General features: G+C 64.1%; 10 protein-coding genes. 4 read left to right on the top strand and 6 right to left on the bottom strand.

The genetic code is table 11. The features are described from left to right. Positions 1 to 68: 68 nt before the first annotated feature. Positions 69 to 1136, bottom strand: a complete 1068-nt coding sequence (recA, locus tag VK792_RS12630) for a recombinase RecA (protein WP_326297869.1) — start codon at positions 1134 to 1136, stop codon at positions 69 to 71. 172 nt (positions 1137 to 1308) lie between these two features. On the opposite strand from recA, the gene VK792_RS12635 reads away from it, so the two are divergent. Next, the gene (locus VK792_RS12635; protein ID WP_326297870.1) at positions 1309 to 1920 is read left to right on the top strand and encodes a gamma-glutamyl kinase; all 612 of its coding nucleotides are present in this window, start codon (positions 1309 to 1311) and stop codon (positions 1918 to 1920) included. Here VK792_RS12635 and VK792_RS12640 read toward each other — a convergent pair. The 4 genes from VK792_RS12640 to guaB all read right to left on the bottom strand — a co-directional run bounded on the left by VK792_RS12640 (position 1901) and on the right by guaB (position 8680). Beyond that, positions 1901 to 4204 (bottom strand): ATP-binding response regulator, encoded by a 2304-nt coding sequence (locus VK792_RS12640; protein ID WP_326297871.1) that lies wholly within the window; start codon positions 4202 to 4204, stop codon positions 1901 to 1903. The genes VK792_RS12635 and VK792_RS12640 overlap by 20 nt on opposite strands. 98 nt (positions 4205 to 4302) lie before the next feature. Beyond that, a complete protein-coding gene (locus VK792_RS12645; RefSeq protein ID WP_326297872.1) occupies positions 4303 to 5454 on the bottom strand; it encodes an RsmB/NOP family class I SAM-dependent RNA methyltransferase in 1152 nt (383 codons plus the stop codon). Positions 5455 to 5510: 56 nt separating this feature from the next. After that, positions 5511 to 6989, bottom strand: a complete 1479-nt coding sequence (gene glpK, locus VK792_RS12650) for a glycerol kinase GlpK (protein WP_326297873.1) — start codon at positions 6987 to 6989, stop codon at positions 5511 to 5513. A gap of 242 nt (positions 6990 to 7231) precedes the next feature. Beyond that, on the bottom strand, positions 7232 to 8680 hold the full coding sequence (gene guaB, locus VK792_RS12655; RefSeq protein WP_326297874.1) for an IMP dehydrogenase: 1449 nt from the start codon (positions 8678 to 8680) through the stop codon (positions 7232 to 7234). A gap of 140 nt (positions 8681 to 8820) precedes the next feature. Here guaB and speB point away from each other — a divergent pair, with 140 nt between their 5' ends. The 3 genes from speB (at position 8821) to VK792_RS12670 (ending at position 12368) form a co-directional block, all read left to right on the top strand. Continuing rightward, positions 8821 to 9777 (top strand): agmatinase, encoded by a 957-nt coding sequence (gene speB / locus VK792_RS12660; protein ID WP_326297875.1) that lies wholly within the window; start codon positions 8821 to 8823, stop codon positions 9775 to 9777. A gap of 223 nt (positions 9778 to 10000) precedes the next feature. Next, positions 10001 to 11149, top strand: a complete 1149-nt coding sequence (locus VK792_RS12665; protein ID WP_326297876.1) for a CaiB/BaiF CoA transferase family protein — start codon at positions 10001 to 10003, stop codon at positions 11147 to 11149. A 124-nt stretch (positions 11150 to 11273) separates the two neighbouring features. Further along, entirely contained in the window at positions 11274 to 12368 is a 1095-nt protein-coding gene (locus tag VK792_RS12670; protein ID WP_326297877.1) for an AbrB family transcriptional regulator, read from the top strand. Between the two features lie 4 nt (positions 12369 to 12372). Here the strand turns inward: VK792_RS12670 and VK792_RS12675 are convergent, their stop codons facing one another. Next, positions 12373 to 14193 carry an ABC-F family ATP-binding cassette domain-containing protein gene (locus tag VK792_RS12675; protein ID WP_326297878.1) on the bottom strand — a complete coding sequence of 607 codons (1821 nt, stop codon included), beginning with the start codon at positions 14191 to 14193 and terminating at the stop codon, positions 12373 to 12375. Between the last annotated feature and the right edge of the window lie 15 nt (positions 14194 to 14208).

Consider the following 14208-nt stretch of genomic DNA (forward strand, 5'->3'; position numbering starts at 1 on the left):
ATGTGCGACCGGTACCGAAGAAAAAGGCGCCGGAGTGCGGCGCCTTCCGGGTCCTTGTTTTTCTGGCCTCAGCCTTCCATCACGTCGTCATCGCTGCCCGTCATGTCGAATTCCAACCCGTGCGCGGCGCGGATCTTGTCTTCGATCTCCAGCGCGATGCCGGTGTTTTCCCGCAGGTAATTCTTGGCGTTTTCCCGGCCCTGCCCGATGCGTTCATCGCCGTAGGAATACCAGGCCCCCGATTTTTCGACCACGCCTGCCTTGACGCCCAGGTCCAGCAATTCGCCCGTCTTGGAAATACCTTCGCCATACATGATGTCGAATTCGACCTGTTTGAACGGCGGTGCCACCTTGTTCTTGACGACTTTGACGCGGGTCTGGTTACCCACCACCTCGTCGCGGTCCTTGATCGTGCCGATACGACGGATATCCAGGCGCACGGAGCTGTAGAATTTCAGCGCGTTGCCACCAGTGGTGGTTTCCGGGCTGCCGAACATCACGCCGATTTTCATCCGAATCTGGTTGATGAAAACCACCATACAGTTGCTGCGTGAAATCGACCCGGTCAGCTTGCGCATGGCCTGGCTCATCAGGCGGGCCTGCACGCCGACATTGCTGTCGCCCATGTCACCTTCGAGCTCCGATTTCGGCGTCAGCGCTGCGACCGAATCGACCACGACCATGCTGACCGCGCCCGAGCGTACAAGCGTGTCGACGATTTCCAGCGCCTGTTCGCCGGTATCGGGTTGGCTGATCAGTAGTTCGTTCAGGTCGACACCCAGTTTCCTGGCATAGATCGGGTCCAGCGCATGTTCGGCATCGACAAAGGCACAAACGCCGCCTTTTTTCTGCTCTTCCGCGACGCAATGCAGCGTCAGCGTCGTTTTGCCGGAACTCTCCGGGCCGTAGATTTCGATGATCCGCCCTTTCGGCAGGCCACCGATCCCCAACGCGATATCCAATCCAAGCGAACCGGTCGATGTCGCCTCGATATCCTTGATCGGGTTGTCCCCGCCAAGTTTCATGATCGAACCCTTGCCGAATTGCCGTTCGATCTGCGCGAGCGCCGAATCGAGTGCTTTCTGCTTGTCCGCGTTGCGCTTGCTGTCCATCGATAAAAGATCTGCCGCTGCCATTGTTTCGATCCTTATTCCACACCCTATGCCGGGCGGCAATCGCTGCTTTTGTTCACGTCCTGTTCCGCATCAATGCGCACAAAAGTGGAACATATCAAGTAAAATCTTCACATCCCCAGGATTCCCCGCCACGGTTAACGGCAGGTTACCAAGAGCAGGAATCTCGCGGACGATGTTGATTTTCTGGAAAGAACGGCTGGTGATCCTCGCGGTTCCCAAGACTGGAACCTCCGCCTATGCCCGTGCGCTTGGGCCACGTGCCGACATCGTGGTGCGCGAACCGCCGGAACTGAAGCACGCGCCGCTGCGCCGCTATAACCGGTTCTTTCATCCGATGTTGGACAAGATGGGCGCGGGCCCCGTGGATATCATGGCGGTGGTCCGTCATCCGGTCGACTGGCTGGGAAGCTGGTATCGCTATCGGCAGCGTCCGTTTCTGGCGGGGAAGGACACGTCGACCGCGGGGCTGAGCTTTGATGCCTTTGTCGCTGACTATTGCCGGGGCGATCAACCCGCACATGCGCATGTCGGCAGCCAGTCCAGGTTCCTGGCACCCAAGCCCGATGGCGTGACCGTGACGCATCTGTTCCAGTACGAAGACCAGCCGCGCATTCTGTCCTTTCTCGTGCAGCGCCTTGGCCATGCCATTGACCTTGAACAAGAAAATGTCTCTCCGGCGGCCAGCTTGACACTGTCACAAGAGCTTGAGGACCGGCTGCGCCGCAAGTACGCCGCGGATTTCGACCTGTGGGAGCAAGCGGGCGCTACGCCACCTGAGCGCTGACGGTATCGGTCAGTTCGCTCAATGAAAACGGCTTGGGCAGGAACACCGCCCCGGGCACCACGTCTTCGCCGCGTTCAAAGACATCCTCGGCATAGCCCGACATGAACACCACGCGCACATCGGGCCGTGCCTCAAGCGCCTTGCGCACCCAGGCTGGCCCGTTCAACCCCGGCATGATCACGTCGCTGACGATAACGTCCACAACAAGGCCAGGGTCTTCCAGCGCCGACAACGCCTGTTCGCCACTTGCCGCTTCGATCACGGTGAAACCGCGCAAGCGCAAGGCGCGCGAGGCAAAAGCCCGGACCGGTGCTTCGTCCTCTGCCAGCAACACGACCCCGCCGCCGGGCCGGATGACCCGGGGCCGTTGGGGTGTTTCGACGGGCGGCGGCAACGCGACTGTTTTCGCGGCGTGCTGGGCGCGGAACATCAAGGTGAAGGTGCTGCCGCTGCCCGGAACGCTGTCAACGAACAGGAAGCCACCGGTTTGCTTGACGATCCCGTACACCGTCGACAAGCCCAACCCGGTGCCTTCGCCCGTGCGTTTGGTCGTGAAGAACGGTTCGAACACTTTTTCCAGACGGTCCGCCGGGATGCCAACGCCCTGATCGGTCACCGTCACCCGCACATAGTCGCCCGGCGGCACCGTCACACGGTCGCGGCGCCAGGCCTCGTCCAGCGTCAGGCATTCGGTGCGTACGGTGATTTCCCCGCCGCCCGGCATGGCGTCGCGGGCGTTGACGACAAGGTTCATCATTACCTGTTCCAATTGCCGCTTGTCGGCACGGATCTGCGACAACCCTGGATCGTGGTTCAGCGTCAACTTGATCTTTTCACCCACCAACCGGTTCAGCAGATGGGTCAGATCGGACAGCGTCGTGCGCAGGTCGAGCAACTCCGGATGCAGGTTCTGCTTGCGCGAAAACGCCAGCAGTTGGCTCACCAGCGCGGCCGCGCGGTTGGCGTTCTGGTTGATCTGGATAAGATCGGCATAGTCCGGATCGCCGCTGTCATGCCGCAAGAGCAACAGATCACAATGCCCTGAAATTGCGGTCAGAAGATTGTTGAAATCATGTGCTATGCCGCCCGCAAGCTGGCCGATCGCCTGCATCTTCTGGCTTTGCACGAACTGCGCTTCGAGCGATTTCAGCTCGGTCGCGTCGGTCAGAACCGCGACAAGTTGCGGGCCGTCGTCGGTGCGTATGCCCATGGTCGTGACCTGCACGAAGGTGTCTTCGTCCAGGCGCCCGACGCGCAGGAAATCCGAATGCCGCCCGGCACCGTCGGCGGCGACCTGTTCCAGCCAATCGTCGAAGGGACGGCCCAGCCCTTCCATGTAGGCCGACAGTGGCTGGCCCTCCATCGACTCGGTGGCCAGCAACTGACGTGCTTCGGCATTGGCCGACAGGATCGCACCGTCTGGCGACAACGTCAGGATCGGTACAGGCAGGCCGTTGAAGCCGGAAAGAACCGGCGCCGCCACCGGCTCGGGCGGCCTGGCCGGCAGCAGCACCATTTCCATCCGGCCAGCACCACCGTCCACCATGGCCACGCGAAAGCGGCGCGGGCCATCGGCGGTTTCAATGACACGGTCCTGGCCATCGGCAAACGGGTGTTCGCCTGCAATTTCCGTCAGCGACCGCAGCCGGTGCCCAATCACCTGCCGTGCCTGCGCATTCATATACAGCACCGCGCCGTGCCGCCCGATCATGAAGGTTGGTGCTGACAGTTCAGGGGTTGCAGCAGACGGTTCCGACTCCGGCTGATCCAGGCGCCACAACAGCCTGTGTGACCCGATCCGATGCAGCGAGATCCGTCCGGTCCCACCGGACAGAACAACCGCTTCTTCCGCGCGGCGTCCTTCCTCCAGCCGACGTCGCAAACGCAACACCAGCGCCCCGGGGTCGGCGATGACCAGGCCAAGCCCCCGGGTCAATCCATACCCCGGCCTCAGGTCAAGCTCTGCCGCGGCTGCACCGTTGACGGCCAACACCGCCCCATCCAAATCCGTCAATACCGCCACGGACCGGTCGGCGGTCATGAATTCCGTCACCGTGCGCAGCGCAGGTCCATCCCGGAACCTGCGCAGCAGAAAAACAAGGCCACGCAGCAACAAAAGCGCAAGCAAGGTCGCCGCTCCGGACGCCAGCAACACGGTTTGCGCCCCGGGATCGGCCACGAACGCCAGCGCCGCGATTGCCGTGGCGAGCGCCAGTATCCACCGATTGCCGGGGCGTTGCCCGCGCAGGGCTGAAAAATCGGCTTGGGTCGTCTGATCGGTCACGGTGGCCGCCTTCGCTCGCTGTCTTGCGGCAGATTGGTCCGGTGAATCCAAACAGAAGATTAACCGAAACAAAAAATCAACCCAAAGGAGAGTGAATTTTACCGACGGGTCAGCACGGCCAGATAGAAACCATCCCCCCAGTCGCCGGGCAACAACGTGGTTTCACGGCTCACCTGCCATTCCGGCGCGGTGCCCAGGAAACGTTCAGTCGCGCCCCGGTTTTCGGCCGTCAGCACAGAACAGGTGGCATAGGCCAACGCACCGCCGGGCGCGACCCGCCGTGCGGCGTCGGTCAGGATCGACAGTTGCACCGCCAGCAGGTCGTCCAGCGCAGCACGCGTCAGCCGCCACTTGCCTTCAGGCGCGCGGCGCCAGGTACCACTCCCCGAACACGGGGCGTCGCACAGAATCAAGTCATAGGGCCCTTCCGGCTGCGCCAGAACCGTCACCTCTGCCCCCGCGCGCGCGGCCCGGGCGGGCAGGTCCGCCATGCGGTGCGTGTCCACGTCCCAGGCCGCGACCGGGCCATTCACCGCCGCGGCAAGCCCCAGCGTTTTTCCGCCACCGCCCGCGCAATAGTCCAGCACCCGTGACCCCGGTGCCAGCGGTAGACCGGCAACGATCGCCTGGCTTGCCGCGTCCTGCAATTCGACCAACCCATCGCGGTAGGCCGCAGACTGCGCAACTTTCCGGGCGTTCTGGTCAACGCGCAGAGCCCCAGGCAGATCCGGGTGCGGCGTACAGGCGATCCCCTCCGCCGCGAGACTCGCAAGCGCCTGATCGGGCGTGGTTTTCAACGCATTGACCCGCAAAAATACTGGTGCCCTGCGGCGCATGGTCTCGCAATATGTTGGAAACATCTCGGCAAGGCTTTGCTGCAAATCCGGTACCAGCCATTCAGGCAGGTCCGCAGGCAACCCGTGTACCGCCATTGCCAGCCGTCCGCGTTCCGGTTCGGTCAGGGGGGCCGGGGCATGGCCCGCGCCGGTAAAGACCTCGTCGGGGGGGGTATCCGACATCCGCAAGAGCCCCAGCACCAGCGCCCGCCCGTCCGTGCCGCCGCCAAGCACGGCACAGCTTTGCCGCGCGCGCAGCACCGCGAACACGATATCGCGCACCGCCGCCCGATCCTTGGAGCCGGCATAACGCGCGCCCCGCGCCCAGCGGGTCAACGCCTGTTCCGCGGCCTGCCCACCCGCAATCTGGTCAAGAATGTCGATTGCGGCCTGGTGACGGGCGGCTGGGGTCATGGCGGGTCTCCTTTGTCATGTCCCTTGCACCGCGCGACGTCGCTGCGCAACCCGGCTCAGACCGCGCGGGTCGCCGCCACAGCGCGTTTCCATCCGGCATAGCGCTGCTCTCGTGCCGTCTCGCTCATCGTCGGAGTGAACGCGCGGTCCAGGGCCCAGCTGTCCCCGAAGCTATCGGGACCGGGATAAAGACAGGCGCGATACCCCGCCAGCCAGGCCGCCCCCAGCGCAGTCGTCTCCAGCACCTTGGGACGGTCAACCTGTGCCCCCAGGATGTCGCTCAGGAATTGCATCGCGTAATCGCTCGCACTCATCCCGCCATCGACACGCAGCGTCGCCTGTCCGTCACCGGTCCAGTCGGCGCGCATCGCTTCCCACAGGTCGCGGGTCTGGTAGCCGACGCTTTCCAGCGCAGCGCGCGCCATCTCGGCCGGGCCGGTGTTGCGGGTCAGGCCAAAGACTGCCCCGCGGCACTCTGCATCCCAATAAGGGGCGCCCAGCCCGGTAAAGGCCGGCACCAGCACCACGTCCTGCCCGGGGTCAGCCGCCTGTGCCATCGCCTGGGTTTCGGGCGCCGCGCCAATGATCTTCAGCCCGTCGCGCAGCCATTGCACCACGGCGCCGGCGACAAAGATCGACCCTTCCAGCGCATAGGTCACCCGCCCGTCCAGCTGGTAGGCGATGGTCGTCAGCAAACGGTTCTGCGAGCTGACCGGAAAGGTGCCGGTGTTCAACAGGGCGAAACACCCGGTACCATAGGTTGATTTCATCATGCCCGGCGCGAAACAGCCCTGCCCCAGCGTTGCCGCCTGCTGATCGCCCGCCACCCCCAGGATCGGGATGCGCCCTCCCAACAGGGTGGTTTCGCCAAAATCCGCCGCGCAATCACGGACCTCGGGCAGAAGTGACATCGGCACCCCCAGCAGATCGCACATCGTCCGGGACCAGCGCCCGCGCCGGATATCGTACAGCATGGTGCGCGCGGCGTTGGTGGCATCGGTCAGATGGGACGCGCCGCCGGTCAGGTTCCAGATCAACCAGGTGTCGACCGTACCAAAGGCCAGTTCCCCGGCCTCGGCCCGCGTCCGCGCGCCCGGAACGGTGTCCAGCAGCCAGCGCAGCTTGGTGCCGGAAAAATACGGATCCAGCAGCAGACCTGTACGTTCCGTCACCATCGCCTCGTGGCCTTCGGCCTTCAGCGCCTGGCACAAATCAGAGGTGCGCCGGTCCTGCCAGACGATGGCGTTGTGCAACGGCTCGCCCGTCGCCCGGTCCCACAGCAGCGTCGTTTCACGCTGGTTGGTGATGCCGATCCCGGCAACCTGCCCCGGTGCCACCCCGGCCTGCTCCAGCGCCGCCTTGCAGACCCGCAAAACGCTCTGCCAAAGGTCTGCGGGATCGTGTTCGACCCATCCACTTGCAGGATAGTACTGGGCAAATTCCTCTTGCGCGCTGGCAACCGGTGTTAACGACGCGTCAAATACGATCGCCCGGCTCGACGTCGTGCCCTGGTCAATTGCAAGTACAAAACTCATCGCGTCCCCTCCCTCTCGCTGTCAAAGACAAACCGATCCCTCAAGAAAGGTCAAACCTCCAGCCTGCCAGAGCCCGGTGGCGTGTCTTTTGCTTCAGAAATATCCCGAGAGTGTGAGAGCAGAGTTCCCACATGCGCCTTTGCCCCGCAAAGGCGCATCGGTCGGATCAGGCACAGCCCGATTCGACCCCATATTCGTCGATCTCAGCGCCGCCCCATCTTGGCGCAGTCCCGAAACACAGCTTACCCGATCCGGTAGTTCGGGCTCTCGCGTGTGATCTGCACGTCGTGCACATGGCTTTCGGTCAGCCCGGCACCGGTGATCTTCACGAACTGGCAGTTCCTCCGCATCTCGTCCACCGTGGCACAGCCGGTATAGCCCATAGCGGCGCGCAGCCCGCCCACCAGTTGATGAATCACCGCGCCCGCCGGCCCCTTGTAGGGCACCTGCCCCTCGATTCCCTCGGGCACCAGCTTGTCGCTGGCGGCATCCTTCTGGAAATACCGGTCGGCCGATCCGCGCGCCATCGCGCCCAGCGACCCCATCCCGCGATAGGATTTGAACGACCGGCCCTGGTACAGGATCACCTCGCCCGGTGCCTCATCGGTTCCGGCGATCATGCTGCCGACCATGGCACAGGATGCCCCAGCGGCAATGGCCTTGGCGAAGTCGCCCGAAAACTTGATGCCACCATCGGCAATCACCGGCACATCGCCCGAAGCCCCGGCACAATCCATGATCGCGGTCAGCTGTGGCACGCCCACGCCCGCCACCATCCGCGTGGTACAGATCGAGCCCGGCCCGATCCCCACCTTGACCGCGTCGGCCCCGGCGTCGATCAGCGCCCGCGCCGCCTCTGCGGTCGCGACGTTGCCCGCGATGATCTGCACCTCGTTCGACAGGGTCTTGGCGCGTTTCACGGCCTCCAGCACGCCGTCCGAGTGGCCATGCGCGGTATCGACCACGATGATATCGCATCCTGCATCGACCAGCGCCTCGCTGCGTTCAAACCCGGCGTCGCCAACGCTGGTCGCCGCCGCGACCCGCAGCCGCCCCAGTTTGTCCTTGCAGGCGGTCGGGTTCAGCACGGCTTGCTCGGTATCCTTCAGGGTCAGCAGGCCGGTCAGCTTGCCCCTGCCGTCATGCACCAGCAGCTTTTCGATCCGGCGCGCCCTCATCAGGCTCTTGGCCTCGTCCAGGTCGGCCGGTTCCGCCAGCATCGCCAGGTTGTCACAGGTCATCATCTCGCGCACCGGCATATCGTCGGACTGTGCGAACCGCATGTCCCGGTTGGTCAGGATGCCGACCACCAGCCCGCGGTCATCCACCACCGGGAAGCCGGTGAAGTTGTACCGCTCCACCAGCGCCTTGGCATCCGCCAGCGTCTGATCGGCGCGCAACGTCACCGGGTTATAGACGATGCCCGACTCGAAGCGTTTCACCCGCCGCACTTCGCGGGCCTGGTTTTCGATGTTCAGGTTCTTGTGAATGACCCCGATGCCGCCCGCCTGCGCCATGCAGATCGCCATCCGGCTTTCGGTGACCGTGTCCATTGCCGAACTCAACAACGGAATGTTCATCGAAATCGACCGTGTCACGCGGGTGCGCGTGTCCGCCGTGCTGGGCAGAACCGAGCTGGCCGCGGGAACGAGCAGAACATCGTCGAAGGTAAGCGCCTCGCGAATCTCCATGGGGGCATCCTTTCCAAGGGAGTCGTCGTTGGCGGCCCCCTATCTCATGGATCCGGTCCGGGGAAAACCCCCATTGCGCAGACGCGGCATTGCGCCCAAGCTGCGCCGAACCCGGCACGCACCGAAAGGAGACCGACAGCATGAGCGGACATGGATACGAACAGGGGCGCCTGAACCTGCCGTTCACCGGCATCTGCACCTTTGCAAAAGCACCGTATCAGCCCGACTGGGGCGCGATCGACGCCGACGCCGCCATCCTCGGCGCGCCGTTCGATGCAGGCACCCAGTGGCGGGCGGGGGCGCGGTTCGGCCCGCGCGGTGTGCGCGAAGCCAGCACGCTGTTTTCCTTCGGCCATGCCGGTGCCTACGACCACGAAGACGACGTGACCTACCTGCCGCAAAGCGTGAAACTGGCCGATATCGGCGATGCCGACATCATCCACACCGATACCGAGGCCAGCCATGCCAATATCGAGATCGGCGTGCGCTCGATCTTGGCCGCAGGCGCGCTGCCGGTGGTGATCGGCGGCGACCATTCGGTCAATATCCCCTGCATCCGCGCCTTCGACGACCAGGGCCCGATCCATATCCTGCAGATCGACGCCCATCTCGATTTCGTCGATGAACGCCACGGCGTGCGCCACGGCCACGGCAACCCGATGCGCCGCGCCGCGGAAAAGTCCTTTGTGACCGGTCTGACTCAGGTCGGTATCCGCAACGTCAGTTCCACCGCCCGCGAAGGCTATGCCAATGCCCGCGCCATGGGGTCCGACATCCTTTCGGTGCGTCAGGCCCGCGCGCTCGGCCCGCTGGCCACCGCCGCCCGCATCCCCGACGGCGCCAGGGTCTACATCACCATCGACATCGACGGCTTCTGCCCGTCGATCGCGCCGGGGACGGGCACGCCCAGCCATGGCGGCTTTCTTTACTACGAGGTCCTGGAACTGCTGCAATACGTCGCCCGCGAACACACCGTGGTCGGCATCGACCTGGTCGAGGTCGCCCCGGACTATGACCCCACCGGCACCACCTCGATCCTCGCGGCCCAGGTCCTGATGAACCTGCTGGGCTTTGTTTTTCATGCCCGCAGCCACTAAGCCTCCACTCTGCTGCAGGGCGCCGTCCCCTGTCTTCTTCTGGCCGGAAATATCCCGGGGGTGAATTTTCCCGGCACGGGAAAAGAGGGGGCAGCGCCCCCTCGCCCCCCGCCCGGTCCGCGCTCTGCCCGATCCCCGCAGCCTTCCGTGCCTTCACGCTCCCGTGACCCAACCGCTATACATGCTGCAACCGCAAACGACTCGCCGCTCCCGGAGACCTGCCATGCCCCTGCCCCTCAACGGTGTCACCGTCCTCGATCTGACCCATGTCCTTGCCGGCCCGTTCTGTTCCATGACGTTCGCGGATATGGGCGCGCGGGTGATCAAGGTCGAACGCCCCGGCGGCGGCGACGACACCCGCGCATTCCCGCCGTTCAAGGACGGCAAATCCGCCTATTTCGCCGCCATCAACCATGGCAAGAAATCCATCGCGCTCGACCTCAAGCTCGATGCCGACCGTGCGATTTTTGACCGATTGCTGGCGAAGTCCGATATCCTGCTGGAAAACTATCGCCCCGGGGTCATGGAACGGCTGGGCTATGGCTGGGACAGCCTGCATGCCCGTTTTCCCCGTCTGATCTATGGCGCCGTGTCCGGGTTCGGTCACACCGGACCGGATGCCAAGCGCCCGGCCTATGACATGGTTGTACAGGCCCGGGGCGGGGTGATGTCGATCACCGGCGAAAAGGACCGCGACCCGGTGCGCGTCGGCGCCTCGATCGGCGACATTGTTGCGGGCATGTTTCTGGCGCAGGGCGTTCTGACCGCACTCTATGACCGTGAACACACCGGCAAGGGCCACAAGATCGACGTCGCGATGCTGGACAGCCAACTGGCGATCCTCGAACACGCGGTGGCACTGACCACAGTGACCGGCAAGCCACCCGCTCCGTCGGGCGCGCGGCACCCGTCGATTACCCCGTTTGAAACCTTCCATGCCTCGGACGGGCTGTTCGTGATCGCGGCGGGCAATGACGTCTTGTTCGAGAAACTTTGCGTCGCGCTGCAACTGCCATTTGCCGAGGATGCCCGCTTTGCCACCAACCCGGCGCGCTGCGAAAACGCGCGTTTGCTGAAACGGCTGATCGAGGCGGTGACGCTGGAAAACACCCGCGCCTACTGGATTGCCAAGCTGACGGCCGCGGGCATTCCGACCGGCCCGATCCAGGATGTGGCGCAGGTGTTGAAAGACCCGCAGATTCTGGCGCGGAACATGGTTGTCGACGTGCTCGACCGCAACGGTCGGGCGGCGTACAAGGCCGCGGGCAACCCGATCAAGATGAGCGACGTACCGGATGCAACGACCCGTGCGCCGGCCCCCGATCTTGACGGCAACCGGGGCGAAATCCTGCGTTGGATCGATGAAGGCTGATCCCGACTTGGACCGGTCCGGTCTTTCCGCGCGTCCGGCGCAAGGCTGGTATGCCAAATCCGCAAGCCTTTGCCAAAACGGCGATCTTGGCAACCGGCCTTGGCAGGCGTAGGCATAGGATAAGATGACCCCCAAACGCCTGTTACTGACCGTCGCCATTCTTGCGCTCAGCAGCCTGTCCGGCCTGATCGCGCAATATCTGCATCTGCCAATGCCGTTCATGCTTGGCAGCCTGCTCAGCACCGGTCTGGTCATTTCGCTGGGCAAGAACGGCCCGTTTCGATCCTATACCTTCCCGATGCCGCTGCGCACCGGATTTGTGACACTGATCGGGGTGATGATCGGCACACAGGTCAACGCGGCCCTGTTGCAGCAGTTGGCCGGGTTGCCCCTGATGTTGCTGGCGCTGGCTCTGTTCGTGCTGTTCGCCCATGCCGGAAACGTGTTCATCTTTCACAAGATCGGCCGCCTCGACCGGCCAACGGCATTCTATGCCGGCACTCCGGGCGGGTTGATGGAAAGCATTGTCATGGGCGAGGCCGCAGGGGCCGATGTTCGCGTGGTGACCCTGCAACAATTCCTGCGGATCGTGATTGTCATCACGTTGGTGCCCACAGGTCTGTCGTTGTGGCTGGGAACACCCGTCGGCAGTGCCGCGGGACTTGCCCCAAGCGCGTCTGCCGGACACCAGTTCAGCGTGGTCTCGCTGGTGTTCATCTGCCTGGCAGGGGGCGCCGGGCTGGCCTTGGGCAAGCTTATCCACCTGCCCGCCGCGCAGCTGATCGGCCCGCTTCTGGTGTCGGCGGCGGTTTCGCTGACCGGATGGGTCGATTTGCACCTGCCGTTCTGGCTGATCGCGATGGCGCAGGTGGTGATCGGGACCGGCCTGGGTATGCGGTTTCGCGGGGTGACCGGGACGATGCTCAGACGCTCTGCGGGGCTGGCCACGGCCTCAGTCAGCTACATGCTGCTGCTGGGGTCGGCCCTGGCCTTCGGGCTCGAGGCGCTGATCGACATACCGTTCCTGCACCTTCTGATCAGCCTGTCGCCTGGCGGCGTAACGGAAATGTCGCTGATCGCGCTGTCGCTGGCGGCGAACCCCGCGCTTGTCAGCCTGAACCATGTTCTGCGGATCCTGATGACCGTTCTTGAAATGGGCGTGGCCGCGCGGTTCTTCGGACTGGCCCCGGCAAAGGTTCCCAACACCGCAAAAGGCTGAAAAATCAGCTCTCTGATGCCTTTTCTTCCAGGTCCAGCCACTCGTCTTCGGCCGCGGACAGCGCCTCTTGCCGCTCGGCCATCGCCTCGGTCGCCTTGCGAAACTTGACCGGCTCCCGGGTGAACAACTCCGGATCGGACAGGTAGTCCGTCAGCTTTGCGATCTCGGCCTCCAGCCGCTCGATCACGGCAGGTAACTCGTCCAGGCGGTGCTTTTCGGTAAAGCTCAACTTCGCCTTCTGAGGCTTCGCCTGTTGCTTTTGCTGCACCTCTTTAGGCGTTGGTTTCTTTATATTATCCTTGACGTCCAACTGGCTTTCCGCACGCAGCGCGCGATAGTCGGACCACCCCCCGGCATAGATCACGCCGCGACCGTCGCCTTCCATCGCGACGGTGGTCGTGGCCACCCGGTCCAGGAAGTCGCGGTCGTGGCTGATCAACAAAACGGTGCCGGGATAGTCGCCCAGCAGGTCCTGCAACAGGTCCAGCGTTTCGACATCCAGGTCATTGGTCGGTTCGTCCAGCACCAGCAGGTTGGATTCCCGCGCCATGATCCGCGCCAGCAACAGCCGCGCCTTTTCGCCCCCGGACAGCGACCGCACGGGGGCCCGCGCCTGTCGTTCGTCGAACAGGAAATCCTTCAGATAGGCGACCACGTGGCGCGGCTCTCCGCGAACCAGCACCTGGTCGGCCTTGCCAGAGACGCGCATGTCCTTGTCGCCGGTCAGCGAGTCCCACAGCGTCATGTCGGGGTCAAGCTGCGCCCGGGTCTGGTCGAACACCGCCGGAACAAGGTTGGTGCCCAGCGTGACAGTGCCCGAATCCGGTTCAAGTTCGCCCGTCAACATCTTGATCAGGGTGGTTTTTCCGACACCATTCGGCCCGACAAAGGCAATCCGGTCGCCGCGCATCACGGTCAGGTTGAAATCGCGCACGATGGTCTTGCCGTCAAAGGCCTTGGTCACGCCCTTGGCCTCGATCACCTTCTTGCCGGAGGTCGGGCCAGAGGCCAGTTCCATCGCCGCCGTGCCCTGGCGCCGGATCATCGACGCGCGTTCGCTGCGCAGGTCCCCCAGTGCACGCACTCGGCCCATGTTGCGCTTGCGCCGTGCGGAAATACCTTCGACGGCCCACCGCGCCTCGGCCTTGATCTTGCGATCCAGCTTGTGGCGGGCGCTGTCTTCCTCGTCCCAGGTTTTTTCGCGCCAGTCCTCGAAAGCGGCAAACCCCTTGTCCTGCCGCCGCACCTGACCGCGGTCGACCCAAAGCGTCGCGCGGGTCAGTTCGGTCAGGAACCGCCGGTCGTGGCTGATCAGGACATAGGCCTTGCGGGTGCTGCGCAGTTCGTCCTCAAGCCAGCCGATCGCCTCGATATCCAGGTGGTTCGTGGGTTCGTCCAGCAGCATCAGGTCCGGGTCCGACGCCATCAGCCGCGCCAGCGCCGCGCGTCGCCGTTCGCCGCCGCTGGCGGTCTCGACGGGCCGGGCCGGGTCGAATTTCAGCCCCTCGCCCGCGCGTTCGACGCGGTACATTTCGCCCGGTTCCAACCCCTGTGCCGCATAGTCGCCAAGCGTTGCGAAACCGCTCAGGTCCGGATCCTGTTCCATGTAGCCGACGGTGATGCCCGGCGGCACGGTGCGGCTGCCCTTGTCGGGTTCGACAAGGCCGGCCATGACCTTCATCAGGGTGGATTTTCCCGATCCGTTGCGCCCGACCAGTGCCACGCGGTCGCCCGGCTGGATGTTCAGCGACAGGGCGTCGAATACCGGGTTGCCGCCGAAGGTCAGGGAGATGTCAGAAAGTTGCAGAAGAGGTACCTGTGCCATGCCGCACCGCTAGGC

Origin of the sequence: Mesobacterium hydrothermale (genome assembly GCF_035818635.1) — a bacterium.
Taxonomy (GTDB): Bacteria; Pseudomonadota; Alphaproteobacteria; order Rhodobacterales; family Rhodobacteraceae; genus Mesobacterium_A; species Mesobacterium_A hydrothermale.